This is a genomic window from Leptospira kemamanensis (assembly GCF_004769665.1).
In the GTDB taxonomy this organism is placed as follows: Bacteria; Spirochaetota; Leptospiria; order Leptospirales; family Leptospiraceae; genus Leptospira_A; species Leptospira_A kemamanensis.
The window spans coordinates 51,902-77,250 of the sequence record NZ_RQGG01000032.1; the positions used below are offsets into that span (position 1 = coordinate 51,902).

The window sequence follows — 25,349 nt, forward strand, 5'->3', positions numbered from 1 at the left end:
CCTATCTATCAAAAAACTTTTAGGAACCACCACCTCCGCCTGAGTATACAGATAGAATTAAATCATCCACTAGGATTACAGTTGCAAAATACCACCATTCATATCCTTCTATTTCCATCCAAATTTCTGGAAATCCGTCACCGTTAATGTCAGTAATAGCGATCGTTTTAAATGTATTACTTTTATTTCCTGTTACACTATAAAAATTCAAATTTTTCAAATGTTGATCTTCTACTAAATCTATTCTGTAAATATGTAAATCAGAGTCTGATAATCGGACAGATGAAGAATTGAACTCGGAAATTAAATATTTTTTTCTTCCTGCTTGAGCTTTAAATTCATAGTGTTTCCATTTCTTATCATCTTCTAATTTAAAATTGCGATTTAATTGTGTCTCTGTATTTTTTATGATCTCTTTCTTGAAATTGGATTTGATTTTCGTATTTAGAATCACAGGGCTAAATACAAGATTTGTTGATTCACTGAATCCTAATACAAAATCAGTTTTTTTATCTGATAACAATTTTCCAGTAAGGCAAATGATGATATAATCGCATTCATTTTCGTCTTTGTAGAATTGTAACCTCGACAATTCATTCCTCTTTTCACCATTGAATCTCAGAAAACTAATTTTTGTTTGTTGAATATTCGCAAGCTTTAGAGCATTTTCATTAAAATACCATGATGAATTTTGAATTAAATTGTTTTGCGAAATACCGATTAGTTCAAATACATTCTTTTCTTTTGGTCTTACGATGAAACCAGGAGATACTTTTGAATTAAAATCAAATCCTATATCACGATTAAAGACGTAACCATACAGATTATCTGTAGTTCTCACATATACCAACTCGCCTTCAATTTCATTTTGATTGATTTGTACCGATTGTTTTCTAAAGCTGGGAGGGTATACAATTTCGATTATTGTTCCTTTTCCCAGATTTGTAACGATTGTAGAGGTAATCTCCGATTTTTCTCTCAATGGGACGTTGTCGCCGCTAATCCGAAAGAGAGAATTTGTATTGATTGTATTTTTGTCTGTCAATATCGAAACGTTAAAAACTAGTATAGAAAGTAAAATTACCTTATACATTTTTAGTGATTCCATAATGCATAACAAATCGATTTTCCAAAACAACAGTCACTGAGGCTTTCTCTAAAATCCAAACAGAGGAATCAAATCACCTTGTTTATTTTTTTCAGATCAATTTGCAAGTTAACCCATTTCACCAAGCAATCGGTCAAGTTCCAAATAACATTCGGCCATTCCATCGGCTGCCCCAGATTCCACCATCATCTTACAAATATCAGGTGATGCATATCGACAAAGATGGGTCATTAAAGTTCGTTTCCCTTCTGTTTGAAACGTGCGGGATTCAAACGTGGCATTTGGATCTTCCGGTGCATTTGCATCGAATGAGGCCATATCCAGAATGTAATTTTCTGTATTGGAGAGTTTCTCTGGAACGATCACTTCACGAAAGGTTCCATACACACCTGATTTGTTTCCCTTCTCATCTGCATACAGATAGAGGTATTTCCCACCAACTCGTAAGTCTTGTTCACAAGTATCGAGAACCATTCCTTCTGGGCCGATCAGCCAACGACGCATTAACTCTGGTTTGGTGTGGCAATCAAACACTAATTCTCTAGGTGCATCAAAATATCTGGTAAACACAACTTCCGTGTCACTTCTTCGAACCAACTTCACTTCATTTTGATTTGGATTCATTTTTTCCTCACTCGTTTGGGTTGCATTTTTTGTAATTCTTCCAGTAAACCATCCAAAGTCTGGTAACGTTTCTCCCACATTTGGCGGTATTTTTCCATCCAATCAACTGCCTCTTTCAAAGGTGCGGTTTGCAACCGACGAGGACGTTCCTGCGCCCGTTTGGTCGCGATAATGAGACCCGCTTCCTCCAATATCTTCAAGTGTTTGGAAATCGCAGGTTGGCTCATCCGAAATGGTTTTGTCAGCTCCATCACCGTTAGGTCTTTTTTTGCCAGGTGCATTAAAATGGCCCTTCTTGTGGGGTCGGCGAGTGCGGAAAATGTAGCATCCAGAGTTTGCATATCTATTTGGTTATATAAACAATTAGTTATCGATTGAATAAAGTCAACCTAAATTCAATCGATAGAAACATTTTGATGATTAATTAGCAGTACTTAAATTTTCATTCTTCTGTAATAGAAAGTCGATGTTCGCCTGACGCTCGGAAGGGGAATGAAAAACCCGTCTGGGTAAAACCAAAGCTTGTGTGTTCGAGAGATAGATATAAAGGGCTTCATTTCCCTTTGAAATTCGAGTCAATTTTTCATAGGGAATTTTTGACTCTACATTTTCAGTCACTGTCAAAATGTATGTATCTTCAAATCGAATCGTAAGTTCCGATTCCTTAAATTCCCTTCCTTCCGTATAAAATTTCTTAAAATGATTAATCAGTTTCCTTTTGCGTGTCAATCGGAGATAAACATAATATAAGATGTTAAGAAACAAATATACGATTGCCAAATAGTTAATTTCTTCAGGATACGAATTAAAAAACATCACAGCGGATATGGTTGATGTGATGGATAAAAAAATCTCAGGGTAATATTTCTGATACATACTACCAAATCGATTGTGATGGTGTAATGAAAATGAAGTTAAGTCTTCTAATGTTTGTATGTATCTGATTTCCTTCATCCTAAGTCTTTTCCAATCATTTCTGTATGCCTAATCCACTCCCTCATGCCACTTCCCTACCCCTTGCCACTTCTAGGATAGAAAACCAATCAACTCTTGTGAGAGGAAAAGAAAAACAGTTTGCTGCCGACTCAATTCGCTTGGAATCATTGGTTCCCAAAATGGGAACAAGTCCAGCAGGGTGATTCAGAAACCAAGAATAAAGAATTTGATCCACACTCGCTCCATACTTTTTAGCAATTTCTTGTAATTTTGTTAGAGTTTTGGACTCTAGATCTGTTTTGGGTGTAAACAGTTTTCCTCCAGCAGTTGGTGACCAGATCATAGGATGAATTCCTACTTCCATCATTTGGTCAAAGGTTCCATCAAACATAGGTTCCGTGCAAAACAAATGAAACTCTACTTGATTTGTGAAAAGTGGACGATTGTACTTAGATTGAACCATTTGGAACTGGGAAGTTGTAAAATTGGAAACGCCAAAATGTTTCACCTTTCCCTCTTGGATCAAGGATTCAAATACCTCTGCCATCTCAGATGGATCCATCAGTGGATCCGGTCTATGGATGAGCACTACATCCAAACATTCAACTTGCAGTTTCCGCAAAGAACGTTCCACTGAATATCGTATATGTTCTTTCGAAGTATTATAATGTTTTGTTGGAAATTTTGCACCTGGAACCTGAATACCACATTTTGTAATGATTTTGATTTTCTGTTTTAGATCTGGATATTTTTTTAATACGTTTCCAAATCGTTCTTCGTTTTCAAAGTCACCGTAAATGTCAGCATGATCAAAAGTATCGATCCCAAGTCCTAAACAAAAATTGATCTTTTCATAGATACGATCTTCACCAAACCCTAGTTTGTCTTCATGCAATCGCCATATTCCATAAACCAATCGAGAAATGGATAAATTGTGTTTGGGAAAATTAATTTGTGGAACCATTATTTTCTTTCTCCTGTGGTGAGAGGTGTAACGGGAATTCCTTTTGGTTTTCTTCCTTGTGCCTCTGCAAAATTTACCGTTTTTAATTGGGGTAAAACTTTATTTGCAAATAGTTTGGATTCTTCGATCAGAGGATAACCTGAAAAAATAAAAGCTCGAATCCCCATCTGGATGTATCTTTGGATTTTTTCGTATACTTGTTCTGGTGTGCCAACAATCGCAGATCCACAACCAGACCTTGCAAGTCCAATCCCTGACCAGATCATAGGTTCAATGAATAAATCAGCATCAGCTGATTTGCGCAGCTCATCTTGACGTAAAACGCCAGCAGAGTTGGAATCAAGTGCTCTATGTTTGAGGTCATTGGCTTTTTCCATGTTGAGTTTTGATAACAAACGTTTTGCGGCGTCTTTTGCCTCCGATTCAGTATCCCTAACAATCAAATGGATTCGTAAACCAAAATCAATTTTTCTTCCAAAACTTTTCGCTCGTAAACTTAAGTCTTTCATCGTGTCAGCGAGTCTTTCTTCTGTTTCAGGCCACATCAAAAACACATCACAAAACTCTGCACACAAAGCCCTTGCATCAGGTGAGATCCCTCCGAAGTATAATAATGGACCACCATTGGTTTGGTAGGATTTTACAGGATCTGCCGTTAAATCAAATTGATAGTGTTTCCCTTCAAACTTGATATGATCTCTTGTCCATCCTTGTTGTAAGATTTGGATCACTTCTTTAGAAATTTCGTATCTTGTTTTGGAATCCTTCACGGTTCCTGGTAAATCAGATGAAATGATATTGATATTGAGCCTACCCTTTAACATATGATCCAAGGTAGATAACGTTCTTGCAAGCATGGGAGGATGGATTTCTCCACACCGAATCGCTGTTAGAAGAGAGATTTGTTTTGTAAACTGGGAAGCAGCTGCTGCGAATGTTAAAGTATCCTGTCCTGTTTGGTAGGAAGAAGGCAAAAGAATATTTTGGTATCCCAACTCATCTGCCGTGCGAATGATATCAGCACAATGTTCAAAACTAGAACGTAAGTTTCCATCAGGAACACCTAAAAATTCATAATCTCCATTACATAGGTCACAAAACCAGGCAACTTCTACAGAGCGGTCTTCGGATCGAATGGCGGGTGCAGGGGGGATCGGATTCATTGTTGCCAATGGAAACGGAGATACCAAGAAACGACAAGAGGGATTTCAAAAAATCTATCGCTTGCTTTATTTTTAGAAAAAATCTAGTCTGACGATTCCATTCCCTCTATTCATGATCACTACGATTGATATCCTATTCTTTGGGTTCACTTTCCTACTCGTCCTCGGAATCGGTATGTATGCCGGTAGAAAAGAATCTTCTTCTAAGGACTATTTTTTAGGGGGACGTAGCCTTCCCTGGTGGGGTATAGCAGGATCGCTCTTTGGCACAAATATTTCTGCCAACCATTTAGTAGGGATGCTCGGTATAGGATTTTCCGTTGGATTTGCTCAAAGCCATTATGAATTTGGATCCATCCCTGCGATCGTACTTTTGGCCTTTGTATTTTTACCTCTCTTTCGAAGAAAAAAGTTTTTTACTCTCTCTCAATTTTTACAGGAAAAATTTGGAAAAGAAACAGGAAGGATTTATTCTGCAATCTCTCTCATCCTCATCACCATCCAACTGACAGGAGCTTTGTACATTGGAGCTCGCAGTTTTTTACCTTTTATAAAAAACCTTGGATTCAATATCACTTATACGGAACTAGTGATTTGGATTGCCTTTACTTCTACCATCTACACATGGTTTGGTGGATTAAAATCCGTTGTATATACCGATGTGATCCAAACGTTTTTGATTTTAGCATCTGGGATTGTCCTAGCATACTTATCCATTACTAGACCAGAAGTGGGTGGTCTTTTGGAACTCCTATCAAAAGAAGAAACAAGAATCGAAGGACTGAGCAAAATGAATTTATATTTACCACCAAACCATCCAACTCTTCCCTGGACGGGTGCTCTTAGTGGATTATTTTTACTTCATACCTTTTATTGGAACACAAACCAATATGTAGTACAACGAACATTAGGTGGAAAATCATTAAGAGAAGCAAGATTTGGAATTTTGGTGGGAGGACTTTTGAAACTCACAGTTCCTTTTTTCTCCATCTTAACGGGAGTCGCTGCCTATCAAATTTGGTCTTCCCTCGGAGAAACAGCAAATATTGCACCCGATGAAGCCTTTTCCAAATTAGTTGTGTTAGTTGTGCCAGTAGGATATGGACTCATAGGTGTCATCCTTGCGGGTCTACTCGGTGCCATTTTCTCAAGTATTGATTCCATGTTACACTCTGCTGCGACCTTATTTACAATTGATTTTTATAAACCGTTTATTGAGAAGAAAGGTAAAACTCTTTCTGATCAAAATGAAATGAAATCGGGGAGAATCTTTCTTTTGTTTTTTTCCATTTTGGTCACTGGTTTTGCCATTCTACTCATCGACCCCAATTCCAAAAAAAACTTCTTTATCGAGTTATCAAATCAAAGTTCCCATTTTACACCCGCACTTCTAGTTGTCTTTCTGTTAGGCATTTTCAACAGAAAAGTGAGTACAAGGATGATTTGTGGAACCATTCTTCTAACACCCATCGTTTCTCTTGTTAGTCCCTATTTATATTCAGAGTTTGCCCCCAATTTCATCAAACTGACATTTGGCGAAGAATTGAATTTTTTACACCGTGTATTTCTCATCTTCCATTTTGCACTTTTTATATTACTTGGAACAACATTCTTAGAAAATCGAAAGAAAACAAATGGGGACAAAGATGTCATCCCCACACAAACAAAATCCCCGTTTTTTAGTTCCCAAAATCAAATTTGGATCCGGAACAGAAACGGGTTTACCATTTTTACTCTTCTCTTTTTTCTTTTGATTTTTTTTCGAGTTCAATTTCCAAATGGGAAACTGATACTCGCAATCCTTGGATTCTTTCTGTTTTTCCTATTTTCTTGTTTATTGACCTATCAAAAGAAATCACCGAATCAATCTTTTGTTTCCTTATTTCGCAAACGTGATGAATGGTTGTATGGAATTTTACTCGGACTTACCTTTTTCTTTTATTTATGGTTTTAACAAAATTCAGTTTTGACCTAACAAAGGTAATAGGAAAGAGATTGTCATTTTTTTTAGTAGATGTAACTTTAGTGTAAGAGTTCTTTTTCCCCAATGTTTGTATTTGAAAAAGCCAATCATAAATATCGATTCCCAATCATCTCATTATGTTTGATTTTTCTCACTCTTTGCACATTATCCATTGATCAAATAGATTCTTATGCTTTCACACCAAAAAAGGAATTTGGAATCAGTTTCATTGCTTCCTTCTTGTTTAATACATCTTTTGTCGAGTGGACAACCAATGCGATTTATCTGTATATGTTTGCCGACAATGTGGAAGATGTTGTAGGCCACTTCAATTTTTTCTTTTTGTTTTTCTTCTTTGGAGTACTTGCAAACTTAACTTATTTTCTCTTTCATATCAATTCGATCACACCTGTTGTTGGTACATCTGGAGTTGTTTCTGGATTCTTAGGAATGTATTTTGTTTTTTTCCCGAATGTAAAAAGTACCATGGTCTTTGAAAAAGTTGCCTTTCGAGACGTACCCATATTTATTAGTTTGAGTATTTGGATTTTGGTCCAAACCTATCTGTATCTAGTGGAACTACATTCCAATGTCCAAAGCACCTATGCTGGACAAGTGGTTACATTTCTAACAGGTGTGGTGATCGCCCAAATTTTAATAAAAAACCATTTTTTGGACAGGTTAGAACATAACCTACGGTTGACTACCTTCCAAAACAAAGTCGTCCTTTGTCCTTCTTGCAACCAACCTATTCCCGCAGAAAAATATGGAAGGTTCCATTGCACCAAGTGCCAAACCAATTTTTTCTTTGACCGAAAAGGAAAAAAATTTCTACCGTAAACTCAAATCACAAATCCTGTTCTCCATTGAAAATCACATTGTCTTTATTTTTTCAATCGACAATTGAATTTCCCTTCGATAGACTTCTCCCTACCCAAACTTCGGAGAAATACAAATGAAACCATTTTTGCTGTTACTGTTTTTTTCATTTTATCCCTTATTACCAATTTTCTCGGAAGTGAAACCAGTTCCGCCTGGTTCACCTAAGGAAGGTTACTTTATCATAACTTATAAAAACTATTCCGTAAATTTGGAAATTGATGTCAATGGATACTCAGTTCGCAATGGATTTTCAAACGAAGACTCTTCTGGGCAAGCCGATGTCAATTATTGGATCATTCCAGGAACCAACGAAATCAATATTCGATTGTCAGAACGAAAATCCTCCAAAAAAAACAAATCCAGTTTTCCCAAAGAAGCAGAAGTAAAATTGATTTTAGGACAGAAAGGTCAATTCCCAGATGAAGGAGTTTTATTACATCATTTCCAATGGGACGAAACCAACTCGGCGAAGTTAGGTGAGTGGCAAAAAATTTCCTTTGAGCCAGCATTCATCCCACCAAGCCAATTGTGGCAAGAGGCAGAAACTCTCACACTGAATTCTGAATTAGAAACCTCGGTATTACCGTTTCTGAAAGATTTTACAAAACTTCTCAACACAAAAGATGCCAATCAAATTCTGAAAGCAACTGAGTATCGCGCGAAAGACACATCGGAAGTGCGATACTATCCCTATAACGAAGCGGACGAATTAAAATCCATACAAGGAATGACAAAGGCAATTGGGTCTACATGGAAATTGAATCCGAAACAGTGGAAACTCAAGTTACTTTGTAAAAATCAAATCTTGGAGGTCGCAGACCAAAAAGGAGAACCAGTGATCACTTCGAAAAAAGGAGCTGCCATTCCGATATATCTCAGCCGGATCGGGGGCAAATGGGTGATTGTTCGTTAAAAAAATCAGAGACAAACTAATCTGATGATGGAGACACAAATCCATCTAATCAATGCTAAACTAGGTATGCGAATGATGGAAGATTCAGAGTTTCTTTAGGTTCTATTTGTTTTGATATTTAATGAAATCGACTTTGCGTTTTCTTTTCCGAAATCGCAAATATTTTTTTGGGAGCACTGATTCCTTTGAGTTTGTGTTCCCCTAATTCTTCCCAACGAACAGGAATTTGTTTGGCTAAACTTTCGGAAGCAAGCACAGCCTTACCTAGTTCACCACACATACCAGCAATCCGACTCGAGAGATTCACTGCTTCTCCAATCACTGTAAAATCCAAACGGTCCAAAGACCCAATATTACCATATAAAATTTCACCAGAATGAAGACCTACACCGTGATGAATCGAAATTTTACCTTCGGATTCTCTCTTTTGATTTAATGTATGAAGTTCTTCACCTAATTTACGTATAGCGAGAAGCACCTTTTTTCCGATCACTCGTTTGTTTTTTTCATGATATGGAAACACGGCAAGAATTCCATCTCCCAAAAGTTTCAAAACTTCTCCACCATAGGCTTCAATTTGAGGGATAGCGACTCCAAAATAGTCATTTAACAATTGTATTACTTCTGTTGGTGATAGTTTTTCACTGATCCCTGAATAATTCCTGATGTCGGAAAACCAAATCACTGATTGGATATTGTCCAACTCACCTAAATAAATTTTACCCGAATAAACTGTGGAACCTGTCCGTTTTCCTAAATAGATACTTAACAAGGATTCGGTGAGTTCGGATTGAATAAAAGTCCACCACTTCAGTGCGATTAAGTTTAAAGATTTTGTTAAAAAATCTAATTCTGTTTTATCAAATCCAAATGGTTTATTGGTTAATAAACTTAAAAAAGCATAACTATTTCCTTTCTGGATCACTGGCACCGCCAAGTAACCAGTTGCCCCAGATGGAGCTAACTCTTCTAAAATGGGATAAGGGAATGGTCCCGTATCACCTTCCACGAATTGGTAATAATACGTTTTTTTGGCAGTTAATACATATTGGATGGGACTTGCTGTAAATTGAGCCGACTGAATGGAACCTAACCGAAATTTGGTGACCCTTACAAAAGAATCTGGAAACTCATAAAACTTACTGGAATGGAATAAGGAATTCACTTGGACATCAAAAACTTCTTTTTGGTGATTGGGCGCCCAAAGGTAAGCCAATGTTTCCACTTGTGGGTGTAATGTCCTTGTTCCCATATTCCCACGCATGATCTGAAGGCCTAATGTTTGTAAGTATTGAATATAAGTATGAAATAAAACAGCGGGAGAGTCTATTTTTGGCATCTCCACAAGATACCAATCCATAAACGTATCGAGTAAAGATTTGGGAATAGGTTCCATGGAATGTTTATTGGATAGAGAAAAGAAAAGAAGGCAAGAAAATAAAGAAAGGAAAATCACCCTGCCAAAAGACAGGGTGAAAAGAAGATGTTATTTGAGTTTGGCATCCAAACGTTTTTGTACTGCGTCCATAAATTGGAACGTATCCAATTCTGTTTTTTTAGCAGCAGTGGAAAGAGAAAGTAGATCTTTTGTCATATCTCCTCCTTCAATCGTTTCGATGATCGCTTCTTCTAATTTTTGAGCAAAATTCACTACATCAGGAGTCCCGTCGAGTTCCCCACGTTTTGCAAGAGCACCTGTCCAAGCAAAAATCGATGCTACTGAGTTTGTAGAAGTTGTTTCCCCTTTTTGGTACTTACGGTAGTGACGAGTCACAGTTCCGTGAGCAGCTTCGTATTCATACTTTCCATCTGGAGAAACAAGAACAGAAGTCATAAGACCAAGAGATCCAAAACCAGAAGCAACCATATCACTCATCACGTCACCATCGTAGTTCATGAGAGCCCAAAGTTGTCCACCTTCGTTTTTCATGATTTGCGCAACCGCATCATCAATGAGGTAGTAACTGTAAGTGATACCAGCTGCTTTCATAGCGGCTTCTTGTTCTTTTGCCATGTTATCAAAGATATCACGGAAACGAGCATGGTATTTTTTAGAAATGGTATCTTTCGTTGCAAACCAGATACTGATTTTTTCAGATAATGCATAAGTGAAACATGCCTTTGCAAAAGACTTGATCGACTCATCTAAGTTATGCATAGCAAGTGCAACACCAGCACCTTTAAATTCATTTACGAGAAGTCTTTGTTTTTCTTTTCCTGAAGCATCTGTATAAACGAGTTCTACTTTTCCTGGACCATCTACAAGAATCTCTACGTCACGATAGATGTCACCATATGCATGGCGACCAATTGCAATTGGTTTTTTCCAAGAATTGACTGCCGCAGGAATGTTTTTGATGATGATAGGTTTACGGAAAACAGTTCCATCAAGAATAGCACGGATGGTTCCGTTAGGTGATTTCCATTCTTGTTTTAAATTGTATTCTTTGACTCGGTCAGCGTTGGGAGTGATGGTTGCACATTTTACACCCACACCGTGTTTTTTGATCGCATTAGCAGAATCAACAGTCACTTGGTCATCCGTTTTATCACGATATTCAACACCGAGATCATAATACTCTAATGTAATATCTAAGTAAGGGTGGATGAAACGATCCTTAATTTCTTTCCAGATGATTCTTGTCATTTCATCGCCGTCTAACTCAACTAACGGTGTTTTTACTTTAATTTTTCCCATTGATTTCTCCTAAACTCATACAATTTTAATTCAAATATATAAGACTTAATTTGGACTTTCCATATAACGATTCCAAATGTAATGACAGAACTCTGTCGAATTATTGATCGCTCCTGAAATGGTATGAATTCCAGTGAGGGATGTATATCTTTTTCTATAAGCGTCTGTTTCCGAAATTTGAGAAAGTTTCTCCTCCAGTTGGAGTAAAACCTCTTTCCAAGATTCACAGTATTCGCTTACGAGAGGATCGGTTGCTTTGATTTTTAATTCTTTTGCTTCTGAGATATGGATTTCCCAAAAATGCGCGGGGAACGCCGGAGGTGTATAACGGTCCCGAATCGATTCCAAATCTTTTTCAATTTCTTGGTCCTTGAAACTATGGAAAAAGAAAAAACTACTGAGTTTGAGTGAGATGGGTAAATAAAAACGAAATGTTTTATCATAGGAAACCATTTGTTGCAAAACCCATTGGGGGGATTTTCCGGTTTTCCCTTTTCCTGGGAAGGTTTTGGCATCTAAACTGGCCAATTCATCAAAACAGTATTGAGCAAAACGAAGTTTCTCTTTCCAAAATATTTCTAAGATCTCCGTGACCATGTCTGTTTCGTTCATCCTGGATAGGGGAAAGTATTTTTCAAGTGAGAATCCTTTTTTGAGAACCAAGTGCTCGCTGGAACGACCTCCCCTAATATGAACGATGTAGAGCTTGAATGGCGTGAACTAGTGACCAAAAAGGAAGAATTTTTACATATCCTCCGCATTTTGAACCATTATTACGAAATGCGTGGGGAAACCAAATCCAAACAATTTGGATTTAGGCGCCTCTTTGCCGACTCGGACCCAAATACGGTGCAGATCTTTTTTGCAAAGATTGGAAGTTTCGAATACCAAGTGGCTTGCCGTCTATTACCCAGTGAAGACACGGAAACCTGGATCCACATTGACGGCATTGCAGAAGAGAGGGAGAAACTGCGAGGTATTGGCAATACGGAACACCCAGTGTTTTCACTTGTTTGTCTTGGGGATTTGTTTGAGATTTCGGTTCCCACTCTTTTGTCTATTTAGAGGAAATCCCCAAGAAAAATCTTGCTTCTTTTTCTAGGTTCGCTTAGGATTTGGCGGTGCAAGGGAGAACCTGTTTCACCAAATCCATACTATTCGGTTGTCTCTGTGTCGTATTTAGTTTTGGACTCAGCGCACAAGATTTCAAAACCCAACACTTCCCGGAAGAAGGTTATCTCCAAGCTTGGAATTTTTCCTTCCGTAATGAAAAATACAATTTATTTGCCACCTTCCTAGTTAGTAATTTTGGACCAGGATCACATAACAACGGTATATCTCTTTTATTAAAAACAAAAGACCAACCTGTTTTTTACTCCACTCGTGAATTTGATTCGGAAGATTATGAATTCAAAAAAGGACAGTTTTACCAACGAAGTGGTGAAAACTGGATGGAATATAAAAACGGAGTGTATTCGTTTTACATGAATTATGGAGACCGGGAAATCAAATTAGAATACAAACCTCGCCGAGGAAGTGTTCCCATTTCCAAAGGCAAATTCCCTTTGATGGAAAAAGGTAAGTTTGTCCAAGCCGATATTCCATTTTCCTATTCTACAGTGACTGGCACCATTCGTGATAAAGATGTGGTGGAAGAAGTAAAAGGTGTTGGTGGACTCGAACATATCTTAACCAACGAGGCCGTATATCAGTATTCTAAAAAATGGGAAATTGTTCGTTCCCAAACCAAAGATGGGTATCGAATCTTCACTGGTGGTTTTCTCGGGAATTCCAATTTTCCAGGAGAGTTCTTTCGTCGAGTTGCAGTTTTAAATCCTTCTGGTCATTTATTATTAGAAGGAACAGTAGAAAAAGTAGAAGTATTGGAATGGGAAAAAGAACCTACATCTGGTTATACGATTCCCAAAACAGAAATCCTATATTTTAAGGAAGGAACTTGTCAGTTGGTGGTAAAACGGACTCGCCCCATCGCTACCATGAGTGCTTTAGAAAACATCTCTTCTTTTTTACGATTTTTTATCCAATTGTTTTTTGCCAAACCATACCAAATCCATTGGTTTGCCGAACTCAAAGTAGATTGTCCCGAATATTCGGGAGAAGGAAAAGGATACCACTCCAATTATTTAATCAACGAATGAGGATTGATTGAATGGATCATCCAATCATTCTATAAAATGAATTTTTGTCCTTCATGGGCAATGTGTACTTGCATCCCACCAGGTTTTAATAATCGTGCTTCATCCAAAATGATCCTTACCACTTCATGATCAGAATGATCTGGTTCATGATGCGTTAAAACGACGGAACGAATTTCCATCATTTCGGCAAACTCCACAGCTTTACTCACAGCAGTATGACCCCAACCAATTTTTTTCTCGGCTTCTGAGGTGCTATACTGAGCATCAATGATGATGAGATCTGCCCCTGCAATCTGAGGTTTCATTTTTAATAAATGTTCTCTGTCTTCTTCTCTGTATTCCACATCGGTGCAAAACAAAAATATTTTATTTCCCTCTCGTATGCGGTAACCCGTACAAGATCCAGGGTGACGTAAACCAAAAGGAATGATTTTAAGTCCGCCTAACATGTATGATTCGAATTCTTTCCATAAATGAAAATGTTTTTTAGATGCCATTTGTTGGAAGGTAACAGGAAAGTTTTCTGGGTGTTGTTGTCTTTCCAATCGTTCTTGTAAATTGGGAATACAGGAATAGAAATGAATGTTCACGGAAGGTGAATAACCAGGTTTGAAAAATGGCCAACCTTGGATATGATCCCAATGGGTATGAGAAACAAGAATATGAAGGTCCATCTCTTTGCCACTGAAGGCTTCCGAAGCCATTTGGTTCCCAAGGACTCTCAGACCCGTTCCCATATCTAAAATCACTCGTTCCCCACCTTCTCCCTCGATGAGAACACAAGTGGTATTGCCACCTAAGTCTTGGGAAAGGGGGATGGGAAGTTGGTTGATAAACTCTTCTTCCGAAAACCCATTTGGGTCTTTTTTCCATTCTTCCTTGGCCAAATGCAGAATTTTTAAAGTTTTTTCTCGTTGTTCCTGTTTTGTTGTTGGTGTGGGAAGGGAACCTCGAACACCAAAAAGAGTTATTTTCATCTAGTTCCTTTTCAAAATCCTGACATTAAATCATCGGAAGAAATTCAATTGTTAGTTAATCCAGAAATCCAAGAAAAACTATGGAAGTTTACGATCCGAACTCCCTATCAGTCAGACTATCTCCTGCAACCTAACGAACGTGGGAAAAAAATCGACCTAAAAAATTCTTTCCCAACTCATACCAAACAGTTTGTTTTAGAGTTAGGCTCCGGTTGGGGTGAAGTTGCTATCGAATTAGCAAAAAATAACCACCAAACAGGTTACCTACTCATGGAAAAAAAGGTAAACCGCATCATCCATACCGAAAAACAAAGAAAAACGTTCGGTCTTGAAAACATTCGTTATATGACCGTTAACTTCCAATGGTTTTTTGATGAACTTCTCGAGAAAGAAATTTTTGATCAAATCATCATCAACTTTCCCGATCCATGGCCCAAGAAAAAACATCGAAAAAACAGACTGATGTTACCTCATATGGTACAACAAATCTGCGACCTCTTAAAACCAGGGGGAGAACTTTTATTTGCAACTGACTATGGTCCTTATGCTCGAAAAACCATTTCCCTCTTACGTCAGTTTCCCAATTTGATCTGGAAAGATGCAGAGTATGAATTTGAAAGGCCGGGTTTTCCCATTTCTTTTTTTGAAGCTGAGAAACGAAACGAAGGAAAAAGAATTTATTACCTAAAACGTACCAAAGCCAATTGATCCGCGAGAAAACCAATTTCATTCAAAAAAGACCAAACCGTTTTCCCCGGTGATCATTTTGATACCGGGTGTTATCCTTCTTCTTTTCTAACTAATCGACTGTAATTGTACTGATGCGGAGTCCATCGCGGTCTCCTTTCCAAGGAACCGATGTTTTTTCTTTTCCTTTGATGAGGAGAAGTTCTTTTGATTTCCCTTCCACGACAAGCCCATCCATTGGATAATAAAAATCACCTTCGGTTTTAAAACTGTCTTTCCACTTAGATCCACCTTTCCAAAGATAGGTGGTCTCTTCAGTGTTCACAAGAAGGGAATCAGGGTTTTTTACCACAGAACGAATGGAGTCTGTTTTACCCAAGGCATACAGTTTTGCTTTTTCGGTTCCTTCATAAATTTGGCCCCCGAGAGATACTAAACAAGACTCATCTAAACATCCAAGGAAGTTAGCCGACTCTTTGGGATCTTTTTTAGGAACAGGAAGAGAAAGTTTTCCTTCTTTTTCGTTTGCACCATTGGGACTTAATACTTGGATGAAAAAATCTTTTTTGGTATCTTTGATCACAAACAGTTTTCCCTCACTCGTGAGTGAAAAACCAACAAATTCATTTCCCACCCATTCTTCTTGGATCTCTAAATTCGGATTGGTGCGTACAATTTTCCTGTTATTCGATTTGTCTTTTTCTAACAAAAGATAAAATCCATTGGAATCCGCTGAACCTTGTTTGACTTTCCAACCAGCTAATACTTGTTTTTTGAAGGACATTCTACCGGATTCAGGGTAAATTTTAGTCGCTGTATCATTAGAAATTCCAACGAGTTCTTTCCCTGCTACCAGTAATTGGAAAGGAGTGGATGTATATTGTTTCCAAACAAGTTCTTTGGTGATTCTATCATAACCCACAAGAGCCGTTCCATAATTTACGATGATTCGGTTGGGATACACAATAGGAGTCGATACAGGTGTTCCTGATAAATTAAGATCCGTTACGTGGAGGGGTTCATCATCCAAAGCATCGGAAGGAAGAAGCCTTGCGTATTTCGTTTCCCCGTATTCACGTAAAATTTTTTCTTTGACCGCGTTACGTTTCGATTTTGTTTTTTCAGATGGAGATTGTTTTTGTTTGGCATCTAAGATTCGAAATTGAGCAAACGATGCTTCCGCAGATGGTTCTTCTTTTAAAACACGATCAATGGTTTTTTCAGCTTCATCTAATTTGTTTTCTTTGAAATAGATATATGCCAATTGAATTTCACCATCCATAAAATCTGGATCTGATTTACGAATGGATTCAAGGATTGATTTTGCTTCGTTTGTAAGGTCTTCGTTGAAATAAGCAATCGCTAGGTTATAAGAAGAAAGTCCAAATTCGGAATCTTTGGCTCTTGCTTTCTCAAATTCCTTTTTGGCCGCATCCATTTGATTTAATTTATAAAAAGCGAGACCTTTTGCAACGTTACTCGGTGCAAAATTTGGATTCACAAGGATTGCTTTGTCAAATTCACCAATCGCCAGGTCGTAACTTTTTCGTTTCATCGAAACTAAACCTAACATATAGTAGGCGTAATACGAATCAGGTTTTTCACGAAGAATTTCCACGAAACCATCTTCTGCTCGTTTCAATTCCCCTTTTTTAAAATAAAAACTATAAATCCCTTCTTTAAAGGAAATAGCGTTTTCCTTGTTAGACTTAACCGCATTTTCTAAAATAGAAAGACCTTTTTCCTCTTCCCCTTTTTCGATATAACACTCAGCAATTTTGACTAGAAGGGATGCCTTGGGGACCTTATCATATGCTTTTTGGTAAGGAGTGACCGCTTCTATGTATTTTTTGCGATTAAAGAGAGTATTTCCTTCTTTGACCAATGGTAAAATTTCCGCAAAACGAGAGTTCTCCGATACTGTTTTTTCAGTCTCGATTAACTCAGGAATGTCTTTTGTGTATTTTTTGGATTTTTGAATAAACTCATTGGCTTTCGTATAATTTTCTTTAGAGTTTTCTTCAACGGCACGTTTGTAATACAAACTTCCCAATCGATAATCCACTGCTTCATTTCCAGGAAATCTTTTCTTAAGACCCATGTAAATAGACTCAGCTTCATCCCATTTACTTGCATCTTCCGCGATTCTACCAAGAGTGATGGCGCTAAATGGATCTGTTGCTGAAAGAGTTTCTAATTTTTTGATAAATTCTTTTTCTTTTTTGGACTCACCCGTTTTGGCATACACACGAGCTAAACCTTGTAAGGCGCCTGGGTTGGAATTGTCCATTCGGTAAGCTTCTAAGTAAGAACCTTCTGCTTTTTTGTATTCATTGAAAGCGAAGTAACCACGACCAAACGCATTTTGTACGGCCGGATTTTCTGGATTCACACCCATCGCTCTGCCGTAATCATCAAACGCTTGTTTGCGTTTCCCTTGGCGCAAAAACGTATCTCCACTTGCGATGAATTTTTGGGATTCTGCCAGGACTTTTGCTTTTCGGATGTCCTCTTTTTTTGCTTTGGGATGTGTTTCTGCTTTTTTTAATACATCTAAGGCTTCATCAAATCGACCTGAATCAATTAGGACATACGCCAAGTTCATCTTGGGTTCTATAAAATTAGGATCCCAGGAAGAAGCATCTTGGAAACTTAAAGTAGCTTTTTTGACTTCTCCCCATTTCCATTCGCATATCCCTTGTTTGTTGCGGATTTCTGCATTTTTAGGAATCTTTTGCAGTGCTTGTTTTGAGGTTTTTAAACACTCTGAATAGTTATGTGTTTGGATGAGAACATTACATAAACCTACATAAGCATTGGCATTTGTATCAGACAGAGAAATGGATTTTTTAAAACTCTCTTCACTCTCTTTGAGTTTGCCATTCAATAGTTGCGCATTTCCTAAAAATGACCAAACGGAACCATTTTGCGGTTGGAGTTCGGATGCTTTTTTAAATTCGTTTGTTGCTTCTGTATAATTTTTTTTGTTTAAAAAGTCATTTCCTCTTTGGATGAGAGAGGCAATCTTTGTAGAAAGTTTTGCATCTTTAGCAGACTTGAGTTCTGGATTTAGTTTTTCAGCTCTGGCAAAATAACTTTCTGCTTCGTCATACTTTTTTAATTCCAAACATACATCACCCAGTTGGTTGAGAAGCTCCACTTGGTAAGGAAAATCTTTTTTTTCATCCAAGGATTTTAAAGTGACCAAACTTTCTTGGTAACGTCCTAAATTTTTCAATAGAAGTCCCGTTTTATATGTATAAATTGATTCTTCTGGTTTTAATTTGTTTAACGTTTGGTAGGTGGAAAGAGCATCTTCATTTTCACCGAGTGTGGATTGAACTGTTCCGAGACCAATGAGGATTTTTTCATTTTGTGGGTCTAAGTTTTTACCATTTTCGTAGGCTTTTTTAGAATTTTCGTAATCACCCAATTGGTATTGAGAAGCACCGAGTAAAGCATACCCTTCCACAAGTTCAAAAGTTTGGATGGATGTTTTTGCTTTTTCTAAAGAGACATCCATATTTCCTTTTTGAAATTCATTACTGCCCTCCGCGATGAGAGCTCTTGCTTCTTCAATTTTTTGACGATCGGAAACTGCCGATTTTTCGACAACACTGTCTTTGACAGCAACTGCTTGGAAATCACGAGAACGACAGCCGATAAACGTTACGAGTAAAACAGATACAACAATCAATTGTTTCATTTTTGGAACCTTTGTTCGAACTTAACCATGTCTGGGTATTGGATTTTTAATCCACGAAGAGGAACGCCCACCAACGGTGCGTTATGTGGAGTGAGGACTCCCAAATTCCAAAATGTTTCAAAACTCCATGGTAATTCTTCTACCATTTTGTTTCCCAAATACAATCGGATCATTTTTTTCTCGAGATCAGTGGAGAATTTAATGGTGCGACCTATTAATTCATCTTCTTTGTTCCAACGATAGGAAGAACGAACAGGAGCATCCGTTTCATTCCCAGAGAACTTGACGATATGAAAATCAGTTTGGTCAACATACACTAAAATTGTATTTTGGTTGTTGTCATGAATGGAAAGACCAACAGCACCATTGTATTCTTTTTTTAGATCTAATGTGAGTTCCGCTTCTAAATAATCAGGGATTAAATCCTCTGAATACACGCCATACCAACCGTTAGGAAGGTCTTTGTTTTTCGCAAAGGTCAATTTGCCAGGGAAAGTAGCAGAAAAATTCGGGGATGAGGAAGTGAGATTCCAAAACTCTTCCGATTCCCAACCAACTCCATCTTCTAAGGAAATTGGTAGTGCAATCGAAGTGATTTGTTTGGGTCGAATCTTGATTCCTGCTTTGGCATATTCAAAATGAGAATCTTGTGTTGTGCGGATGAATTGAATCGGATAACTTCCGTAAGGTACTCCAGACTCAGCGTATTGGGTTTTCCCTTTTTTTTGGCCATCGATGACCACATCAAGTCCAGCAGGAAAACTAGAAACAACAACGGTTCCTTGGGAAATATCATCATTCCATTCTTGGAAAACACGAGTGGTTTTCCCTGCTCGCACTAAGATATTTCGTTTTACTTGGTCTTTACCAGGTTTTGCAAAGGCAAGTGTGTGTTTGCCATTTTGGAGAGTATAACCAATGAGAGGTGCTTTTCCAATTTCCACTCCATCGAGGTAAACCGATGTACCTGGCGTTGTGGAAAATACAGATACCTTTCCTTGTAAAGAAGAGGTGAATACATTGCGAAGCTCATCATTTGTAGGAGATGAAACTTCTGAATAATAAGAAGGTACAAATTCAGTGAGTGGGAGTAAGTGTTTTTTCCCATGGAAAACATCGAAAGATTTCGCATTTTTATTTTTTGGTTCTTTTTCTTCTTGGTAAACAAAAACCGCCTTTCCAAAGTTTTGTGAAAGCACTGGGTCTTTGTATAAAACTTCTACAGTCAATCGTTCCGCAAGTTTCACCAAACTTAGTTCCAATACTAAATCAATGTCACTGGATTCTAAAAACTTGGGATCGGATTTGGTTGGTGATTTTTGGTAAACACCTAACTTCGAATGTGGGAAAAGGACTTTTTCTTCTAAAAGAGATAGGTCAGAAAGAGAAAACCCCTCTGGAATTTGTTTCCAGAGGAGAGTGAAACTTGGGGTTGATTTATTTACCAGTCGTTCTCTGTAATCTCTACCCGAAGGAAGGGGTTCAGACTCTCCAAGATCTGGAGTGACAAACTTAGGTTTTGTAAAACTTCGATTGAGTGTTTCGATCTTTGAGACCGAAGAACAATAACCGACTAAAAAACAAAGGACCGGTAAATAAACATATCTCATTTCGTCTTATCAAAACTCTCTTTTGGAGCTAATTTTAGTGAATCTTTTTGAACATCTTTTTTAATGTATTTGGAATCTTCAATCGACTTAGCAGTAGTAATCACTTCGTCTGACTTTGATTTGGTGATTTCTCTTGTTCTTGCCGCTTTTTCTAATTCCTCAACAGAAGAACCAAGGTTCATCTTTTGAAGTTCTTCGTTGTTTGATTTGAGTTCATTTGCTAAAGACTCAAATTGTAACATTTTTGTGTTTTCGAACACTAACATTTCTTTCATTTCACCTAAGGATTGTTTATCCATTGGTTTAATCATTTTGTCAGAAAGTTTAGTGTCAGAAGAAACTTCAGCTGACTTTTGTTTGTCAACAACGATTTCGTTCTCAGAGTTAGATTTGCGAATCGCAACAGCACCATCAAGAACTGTATATTTCACAACACAGTTAGAGGACCCACATGCTACGTTCCCACCTTTTGCAGAAGGGTTTTCCACGTTGGTAAGGAAGATCGTTCCACGAACACCCGCAATGGAAGTTGGAGTCACAACACTGAAAGACTCAGTTTTTCTTTCCTTACGAAGTACTGTTACCAGTTTTCCGTATTGCATGTTGACTTCTGTTTCACGTGTTCCATCGTTTGCAGCAAATGCTTGGCTTACGCTAAGGGAAGTATTTTTGTTTAATTTAAGAACACCGTCTTCTCCAACCAATAATTCAACAGATCCATTTTGGCCTGTTACAATTGTGTCTTCGGATGATAATGTATCACCTAAACTTGGTTTGATTTGACCACTTTCTCTTAAAATCACGACATCCCCTTTTACAAAAGCGATGATGACATTACTAGATGGTTGGTTCTTTTCTGTAACAGTTGTTACAGACTCTTTTGAGTCTTTTTGGCAAGCCGTGGCAAACATGGCAAAAACCGCCACAAATCCCAAAACCGACAATTTTTGTATGATTGTACGTTTCATATTCCTTCCTCCGGAAATAACTTTCTTAAAATAGATAACAACTGAACCCTTGGCAACTCTTTTCCCTAATACCTTTTTGTGACAGCTTTTGTCCAATGGTCTCTACGGGTCACTCTGTGGGGGTTTTCCAAACTTTCGATCATGGATTCGAGGCTCTTTTTTCGGGTTTCGTCCATAGTCTCTTCCATGTATTTTCGCATTGGGCATTCAGAACCGAGTTCACAGCAATAAATTTCCTGACATCCTTCTTTCGCTTTTCGTAATTCGGGAAAACTTTCCCAAAGTTCAGTGGGAGTTAAATGAAGGATGCCCCATTCTTTGACCCCCGGAGAGTCGATGAGGACCGTATTTCCTTCCAAAAATAGTGCAAAAGAATTGGTTGTGGTGTGTTTTCCTTTTTTTGTGGAACCACTTACCAAATTGGTACGTTGTACTGTTTTTTGGTGGAGGTGGTTCATGAGAGTGGATTTGCCAACACCTGAATTTCCGCAGAGGAAGGTGCGTTTGCCTCTGATTTTTTCCCATAAAGGTAGGATCGATTCTTCGGACAAAAGGGAAACACTGATGACATCATAACCTAACTCTCTATAGTAGATCTCTCGGTCTTCAATCTCCTCATCCGAAACTAAATCTTTTTTAGTAAAAATGATGAGAGGTGGAATTTCTGTATGATAGGAAGCAGCAAGGAGTCGATCAATAAATCCAGGTTTGGTTTCTGGATCTTTGCAAGAAGCGAGGATGGCAACCTGGTCTAAGTTGGCGCATAACACATGACTGTCGCCTTTATCACTTTTCCGAGTGAGATAGTTTATTCGTTCCATCCGCTCTGAGATGACCCACTCTTCTCCAGAAGATTTTTCCGCAAGGACCAAATCCCCTACAACAAAGGGATGGCGTTCGTTTGAATTTTTAAGGCGAAGTTTGCCTTTGAGTACAGCTAGGGCATAGGAAGTGGCTTCTGAATAAATTTCATAATAAGCACCAAAGATACGAGCGATTGTAAATAGTTCTTTACCCAAGCGGAATTCACACCAAAATAATCAAGTTCGTACATTGTATACAATCGACATGCAAATACAAGTTTTCTTTCGTTCCTGCATCATTCTCTTATCCGCTTTTGGTTGGTTTGTCTGTGCTTACGGATTAGGCATATTACAAGCGGCCACCTTTTTGGTATTTGGATGTTTTGGGTTGGGGTTACTCACTTTATCCCTCTTCCTCTTACCCTTTGCTCAAAACGAAAAACCGGAGGAACAAAAACCAAAAAAACGTGATGAGTTGGTGCAAAATCTCTTTGCCCTCGAGAAATTCAAAGAAGAACTCATTTCCTTTAATGACCCAGACCAAATCAGTGAAACCATTAGCCAATTTTTAGCCTCAAAAATTCCGGCAGAGTTTGTGCAAGTATACACTTGGGATGAAAAGGAAGGACAGTTTCGACCTAGACCCTTTTTAGAATCAAAAAACAAAAAACTTTCTGACCTACCTTCTATTCCTGTATTCAATCCATTTTTGCTTTGGTTATCAGAACGAGAAGGGATTCATATCAAAGAAAATTTTATCCAATATGTTTCCCCGAGTCATGAAAAAATTGCGAAGCAAGCCTTACATTTTTTTAAAGACACGCATTCCGAGTTGGTAGCAACACTATCGATTAAATCAAGTTTGGTGGGATTTATATTACTTGGAAAACACAAAGAAGGAAAAATTTACGATTTAGAAGAAATTGAAATCATATTGGAGATTTTGTCGGTTTCACTCATGTCTCTTTCTAATTCCATGATTTACCAACAATTGTTAAATCTAACAGAAACCTTGGAAGCAAAAGTTAGAGAAAGAACAAAAGAGTTAGAAGAAACCCAAGCTCATCTTGTCCAATCGGAAAAAATGGCCTCTCTTGGGGTTATGGTCGCAGGGATCGCTCATGAAATTAACACACCAGCAGCTGTTATCAATGGTGCCGCAGACAATTTGGATGCGAACTTAGTTTTCGTCTTATCCCACTTAGGTGACATTACCCATCTCATCCAAAATCCAGACTTTCGTTCATTGTATTTGGATATTTTATTTAGTTTTGTGAAAGAAGATCCTAGTTCCAGAATTGATCCCAAAGATAAATTCAAACTAAAACGAGAAACCAAACTCAAATTCATCCAAGATGGAATGCCAGAAAATGATGCTACCGATCTTGCTACTTTTCTCATTGATCACCACCTCATGCATATGCAAGAAGAGTTACTTCGGATTTGGAAATCAGGTGGGAAAGAAACCTTTGAGATGTTAAAGAACACTTTAAGTTTGCAACGGAATATCAAAAATATCAAATATGCGATTCGCAATATTGTGCGGATTGTGAAGGCATTAAAATACTATTCCCATCTAGGCCAAAATTCATACGAAGTATCCGACCTCAATGAGGGCCTTGAGAACACACTTGTCATCATGCAAAACCAAATCAAACATGGTGTGGAGATCGAACGGAATTACGGAACCATTCCTCCTGTTCGGTGTAATTTGGATGAGCTCAACCAAGTTTGGACAAACCTTGTTACCAATGCCATCCATGCGATGAAAAAAACCGAACACCCCAAACTCATCATTTCTTCTAGGAGGATTGGTGAAGAATATGTGATGATTAGTTTTGAAGACAATGGATCAGGGATTCCCAGTGAAATTAAGGATAAAATTTGGGATCCATTTTTTACGACCAAAGACCAGGGCGAAGGAACAGGTCTTGGGCTTGGTATTGTGAAAGGAATCATCGAAAAACACAAAGGAAGGATCGAAGTGGAATCAACTCCCGGTCGCACTTTGTTTATGGTCTATTTACCGTTAGTGGGTCCAGGGGATGTTCCAAATCTCCCTAAAGAAATCTTTAGGGAGGTGAGAGGTTAAATTGTTACGAAAAAAGAGGACGACTTAAAAGTTTTTCCCAATTTTCTTTTGTGGTTTCAAAGTTCTTTTTGGAAAGTCCTGCTTCGGTTTCATTCGCAGTTTGTTTTGCTTTGGACCATTTTTGGTATTCGGTGATGGCAGTTTCTCTGAGATGAGCCAATTGCTCTGACCAAGTCTTTAGTTTTTCTTCCCCGAGATTCGCATACTGGTGTAAGGTTTCCTTTTCTTTGATAAACATTGTTTTTTGTAAGATCTTTTCTTCAGAAACTTTTTTCAAATTGTAAGTGAGCCCAAAAAAAGAAAGGAATTTGATCATCCATTTAGATGGATCATAATCATACCAACGGATTCCATTGCGGTAGTCCATTTGGAATTCGTGGTGGAAGTTGTGGTATCCTTCACCAAACGTAAAAAAGGCGATGATCCAATTGTCACGGGCTGTTTGTTCTTTGGAAAATGTACGTTCTCCCCAAACATGGCAAGCACTGTTGATAAAGAAGGTAAACTGGTGAACCACAAACAATCGTAAAAACCCAGCAACAAAAAATCCTTCTAAAAAGGATCCCCATAACATGGTGATAAGACCCGGTAGGATAAAACACATAAAGATCGAAATCGAATAAAAATGTTTGTGTTGCCAAACCACAAGTGGGTCGTTCAGTAAATCTTGAACCCCTTGCCCGACATACTTTCGTTTGCGAAACAACCATCCAATATGGGCATACCAAAATCCTTTTTTGATGGAATAAGGGTCTTTGTCAGTATCCACAAACTTGTGGTGGATGCGGTGGTCTTCACTCCACTCAAGAGCTGTGGATTGGAATGCCGCTGCACCAAATAATAATAACAAAAGTTTTATGGGAGATTTGGCTTCGTAGGCTTTGTGAGAAAAAAGTCTGTGGTAACCGACTGTAATTCCCATACCAGTTGCAAAAAAATAAAACAAAAAGAGTGCCCAAGTTCCTAAATGAATGGATTCATAAAGATACACATATAGGGTTCCGAAAATACCAACGAGTGGAGAAGTGAGTAAAAAAATCGTCGTCACCCAATCGATTGGGTTTTTGACTTTGATTTCAGCTTGTGTCGTCATAAA

The 25,349-nt window shown here is 38.0% G+C and carries 22 protein-coding genes; 7 read left to right on the forward strand and 15 right to left on the reverse strand.

Annotated features, from left to right (window positions below):
- Positions 1 to 19: 19 nt before the first annotated feature.
- From EHQ59_RS10460 to EHQ59_RS10485, 6 genes are all read right to left on the reverse strand, one after another.
- On the reverse strand, positions 20 to 1,045 hold the full coding sequence (locus EHQ59_RS10460; protein ID WP_135619603.1) for a hypothetical protein: 1,026 nt from the start codon (positions 1,043 to 1,045) through the stop codon (positions 20 to 22).
- Positions 1,046 to 1,216: 171 nt separating this feature from the next.
- Positions 1,217 to 1,732 (reverse strand): SRPBCC family protein, encoded by a 516-nt coding sequence (locus EHQ59_RS10465; protein ID WP_135619604.1) that lies wholly within the window; start codon positions 1,730 to 1,732, stop codon positions 1,217 to 1,219.
- A complete protein-coding gene (locus tag EHQ59_RS10470) occupies positions 1,729 to 2,073 on the reverse strand; it encodes an ArsR/SmtB family transcription factor (RefSeq protein ID WP_135619605.1) in 345 nt (114 codons plus the stop codon). Before EHQ59_RS10470 ends, EHQ59_RS10465 begins: the two co-directional genes overlap by 4 nt.
- A 79-nt stretch (positions 2,074 to 2,152) precedes the next feature.
- Positions 2,153 to 2,686 carry a YcxB family protein gene (locus tag EHQ59_RS10475; RefSeq protein ID WP_135619606.1) on the reverse strand — a complete coding sequence of 178 codons (534 nt, stop codon included), beginning with the start codon at positions 2,684 to 2,686 and terminating at the stop codon, positions 2,153 to 2,155.
- A gap of 43 nt (positions 2,687 to 2,729) precedes the next feature.
- Complete coding sequence (locus tag EHQ59_RS10480) at positions 2,730 to 3,632, reverse strand: aldo/keto reductase (protein ID WP_208652362.1); 903 nt, start codon at positions 3,630 to 3,632, stop codon at positions 2,730 to 2,732.
- Positions 3,632 to 4,795, reverse strand: a complete 1,164-nt coding sequence (locus EHQ59_RS10485) for an LLM class flavin-dependent oxidoreductase (RefSeq protein ID WP_135619608.1) — start codon at positions 4,793 to 4,795, stop codon at positions 3,632 to 3,634. The genes EHQ59_RS10480 and EHQ59_RS10485 overlap by 1 nt, the downstream gene beginning before the upstream one ends.
- A 112-nt stretch (positions 4,796 to 4,907) precedes the next feature.
- Here EHQ59_RS10485 and EHQ59_RS10490 point away from each other — a divergent pair, with 112 nt between their 5' ends.
- The 3 genes from EHQ59_RS10490 (at position 4,908) to EHQ59_RS10500 (ending at position 8,553) form a co-directional block, all read left to right on the forward strand.
- On the forward strand, positions 4,908 to 6,749 hold the full coding sequence (locus tag EHQ59_RS10490) for an SLC5 family protein (RefSeq protein ID WP_135619609.1): 1,842 nt from the start codon (positions 4,908 to 4,910) through the stop codon (positions 6,747 to 6,749).
- Between the two features lie 93 nt (positions 6,750 to 6,842).
- A complete protein-coding gene (locus tag EHQ59_RS10495) occupies positions 6,843 to 7,598 on the forward strand; it encodes a rhomboid family intramembrane serine protease (protein ID WP_135619610.1) in 756 nt (251 codons plus the stop codon).
- 109 nt (positions 7,599 to 7,707) lie between these two features.
- The gene (locus EHQ59_RS10500; protein ID WP_425270142.1) at positions 7,708 to 8,553 is read left to right on the forward strand and encodes a hypothetical protein; all 846 of its coding nucleotides are present in this window, start codon (positions 7,708 to 7,710) and stop codon (positions 8,551 to 8,553) included.
- A gap of 118 nt (positions 8,554 to 8,671) precedes the next feature.
- Here EHQ59_RS10500 and EHQ59_RS10505 read toward each other — a convergent pair whose 3' ends face one another.
- The 3 genes from EHQ59_RS10505 to EHQ59_RS10515 form a co-directional block, all read right to left on the reverse strand.
- On the reverse strand, positions 8,672 to 9,949 hold the full coding sequence (locus EHQ59_RS10505; RefSeq protein WP_135619612.1) for an adenylate/guanylate cyclase domain-containing protein: 1,278 nt from the start codon (positions 9,947 to 9,949) through the stop codon (positions 8,672 to 8,674).
- A gap of 90 nt (positions 9,950 to 10,039) precedes the next feature.
- Complete coding sequence (locus EHQ59_RS10510; RefSeq protein WP_135619613.1) at positions 10,040 to 11,251, reverse strand: NADP-dependent isocitrate dehydrogenase; 1,212 nt, start codon at positions 11,249 to 11,251, stop codon at positions 10,040 to 10,042.
- Positions 11,252 to 11,296: 45 nt separating this feature from the next.
- On the reverse strand, positions 11,297 to 11,863 hold the full coding sequence (locus EHQ59_RS10515; protein ID WP_135619614.1) for a hypothetical protein: 567 nt from the start codon (positions 11,861 to 11,863) through the stop codon (positions 11,297 to 11,299).
- Between the two features lie 78 nt (positions 11,864 to 11,941).
- Here EHQ59_RS10515 and EHQ59_RS10520 point away from each other — a divergent pair, with 78 nt between their 5' ends.
- On the forward strand, positions 11,942 to 12,316 hold the full coding sequence (locus tag EHQ59_RS10520; RefSeq protein ID WP_135619615.1) for an LIC_13246 family protein: 375 nt from the start codon (positions 11,942 to 11,944) through the stop codon (positions 12,314 to 12,316).
- Between the two features lie 86 nt (positions 12,317 to 12,402).
- Entirely contained in the window at positions 12,403 to 13,410 is a 1,008-nt protein-coding gene (locus tag EHQ59_RS10525; RefSeq protein ID WP_341867149.1) for a hypothetical protein, read from the forward strand.
- A 29-nt stretch (positions 13,411 to 13,439) separates the two neighbouring features.
- Here the strand turns inward: EHQ59_RS10525 and EHQ59_RS10530 are convergent, their stop codons facing one another.
- Entirely contained in the window at positions 13,440 to 14,387 is a 948-nt protein-coding gene (locus EHQ59_RS10530) for an MBL fold metallo-hydrolase (RefSeq protein WP_135619617.1), read from the reverse strand.
- Between the two features lie 48 nt (positions 14,388 to 14,435).
- Here EHQ59_RS10530 and trmB point away from each other — a divergent pair, with 48 nt between their 5' ends.
- Positions 14,436 to 15,095 (forward strand): tRNA (guanine(46)-N(7))-methyltransferase TrmB, encoded by a 660-nt coding sequence (gene trmB, locus EHQ59_RS10535; protein WP_135619618.1) that lies wholly within the window; start codon positions 14,436 to 14,438, stop codon positions 15,093 to 15,095.
- Positions 15,096 to 15,186: 91 nt separating this feature from the next.
- Here trmB and EHQ59_RS10540 read toward each other — a convergent pair whose 3' ends face one another.
- The 4 genes from EHQ59_RS10540 to rsgA all read right to left on the reverse strand — a co-directional run bounded on the left by EHQ59_RS10540 (position 15,187) and on the right by rsgA (position 22,377).
- The gene (locus EHQ59_RS10540; RefSeq protein ID WP_135619619.1) at positions 15,187 to 18,780 is read right to left on the reverse strand and encodes a tetratricopeptide repeat protein; all 3,594 of its coding nucleotides are present in this window, start codon (positions 18,778 to 18,780) and stop codon (positions 15,187 to 15,189) included.
- The gene (locus tag EHQ59_RS10545) at positions 18,777 to 20,390 is read right to left on the reverse strand and encodes an LIC10124 family lipoprotein (protein ID WP_135619620.1); all 1,614 of its coding nucleotides are present in this window, start codon (positions 20,388 to 20,390) and stop codon (positions 18,777 to 18,779) included. Before EHQ59_RS10545 ends, EHQ59_RS10540 begins: the two co-directional genes overlap by 4 nt.
- Positions 20,387 to 21,358 (reverse strand): FecR family protein, encoded by a 972-nt coding sequence (locus tag EHQ59_RS10550; protein ID WP_135619621.1) that lies wholly within the window; start codon positions 21,356 to 21,358, stop codon positions 20,387 to 20,389. The genes EHQ59_RS10545 and EHQ59_RS10550 overlap by 4 nt, the downstream gene beginning before the upstream one ends.
- Before the next feature lie 65 nt (positions 21,359 to 21,423).
- Positions 21,424 to 22,377: a ribosome small subunit-dependent GTPase A gene (rsgA, locus tag EHQ59_RS10555; RefSeq protein WP_135619622.1), complete on the reverse strand. Its 954-nt coding sequence runs from the start codon at positions 22,375 to 22,377 to the stop codon at positions 21,424 to 21,426.
- 49 nt (positions 22,378 to 22,426) lie between these two features.
- Here rsgA and EHQ59_RS10560 point away from each other — a divergent pair, with 49 nt between their 5' ends.
- Positions 22,427 to 24,253 carry an ATP-binding protein gene (locus tag EHQ59_RS10560; protein ID WP_135619623.1) on the forward strand — a complete coding sequence of 609 codons (1,827 nt, stop codon included), beginning with the start codon at positions 22,427 to 22,429 and terminating at the stop codon, positions 24,251 to 24,253.
- A gap of 4 nt (positions 24,254 to 24,257) precedes the next feature.
- Here the strand turns inward: EHQ59_RS10560 and EHQ59_RS10565 are convergent, their stop codons facing one another.
- Positions 24,258 to 25,346: an acyl-CoA desaturase gene (locus tag EHQ59_RS10565; protein ID WP_135619624.1), complete on the reverse strand. Its 1,089-nt coding sequence runs from the start codon at positions 25,344 to 25,346 to the stop codon at positions 24,258 to 24,260.
- Positions 25,347 to 25,349 lie beyond the last annotated feature (3 nt).

Excerpts from the sequence above, each read along its gene's own strand:
- EHQ59_RS10465 (WP_135619604.1), bottom strand. The coding sequence starts at position 1,732 with ATGAATCCAAATCAAAATGAAGTGAAGTTGGTTCGAAGAAGTGACACG.
- EHQ59_RS10470 (WP_135619605.1), bottom strand. The coding sequence starts at position 2,073 with ATGCAAACTCTGGATGCTACATTTTCCGCACTCGCCGACCCCACAAGA.
- EHQ59_RS10475 (WP_135619606.1), bottom strand. The coding sequence starts at position 2,686 with ATGAAGGAAATCAGATACATACAAACATTAGAAGACTTAACTTCATTT.
- EHQ59_RS10480 (WP_208652362.1), bottom strand. The coding sequence starts at position 3,632 with ATGGTTCCACAAATTAATTTTCCCAAACACAATTTATCCATTTCTCGA.
- EHQ59_RS10485 (WP_135619608.1), bottom strand. The coding sequence starts at position 4,795 with ATGAATCCGATCCCCCCTGCACCCGCCATTCGATCCGAAGACCGCTCT.
- EHQ59_RS10490 (WP_135619609.1), top strand. The coding sequence starts at position 4,908 with ATGATCACTACGATTGATATCCTATTCTTTGGGTTCACTTTCCTACTC.
- EHQ59_RS10495 (WP_135619610.1), top strand. The coding sequence starts at position 6,843 with ATGTTTGTATTTGAAAAAGCCAATCATAAATATCGATTCCCAATCATC.
- EHQ59_RS10505 (WP_135619612.1), bottom strand. The coding sequence starts at position 9,949 with ATGGAACCTATTCCCAAATCTTTACTCGATACGTTTATGGATTGGTAT.
- EHQ59_RS10510 (WP_135619613.1), bottom strand. The coding sequence starts at position 11,251 with ATGGGAAAAATTAAAGTAAAAACACCGTTAGTTGAGTTAGACGGCGAT.
- EHQ59_RS10515 (WP_135619614.1), bottom strand. The coding sequence starts at position 11,863 with ATGAACGAAACAGACATGGTCACGGAGATCTTAGAAATATTTTGGAAA.
- EHQ59_RS10520 (WP_135619615.1), top strand. The coding sequence starts at position 11,942 with ATGAACGATGTAGAGCTTGAATGGCGTGAACTAGTGACCAAAAAGGAA.
- EHQ59_RS10530 (WP_135619617.1), bottom strand. The coding sequence starts at position 14,387 with ATGAAAATAACTCTTTTTGGTGTTCGAGGTTCCCTTCCCACACCAACA.
- EHQ59_RS10540 (WP_135619619.1), bottom strand. The coding sequence starts at position 18,780 with ATGAAACAATTGATTGTTGTATCTGTTTTACTCGTAACGTTTATCGGC.
- EHQ59_RS10545 (WP_135619620.1), bottom strand. The coding sequence starts at position 20,390 with ATGAGATATGTTTATTTACCGGTCCTTTGTTTTTTAGTCGGTTATTGT.
- EHQ59_RS10550 (WP_135619621.1), bottom strand. The coding sequence starts at position 21,358 with ATGAAACGTACAATCATACAAAAATTGTCGGTTTTGGGATTTGTGGCG.
- EHQ59_RS10560 (WP_135619623.1), top strand. The coding sequence starts at position 22,427 with ATGCAAATACAAGTTTTCTTTCGTTCCTGCATCATTCTCTTATCCGCT.
- EHQ59_RS10565 (WP_135619624.1), bottom strand. The coding sequence starts at position 25,346 with ATGACGACACAAGCTGAAATCAAAGTCAAAAACCCAATCGATTGGGTG.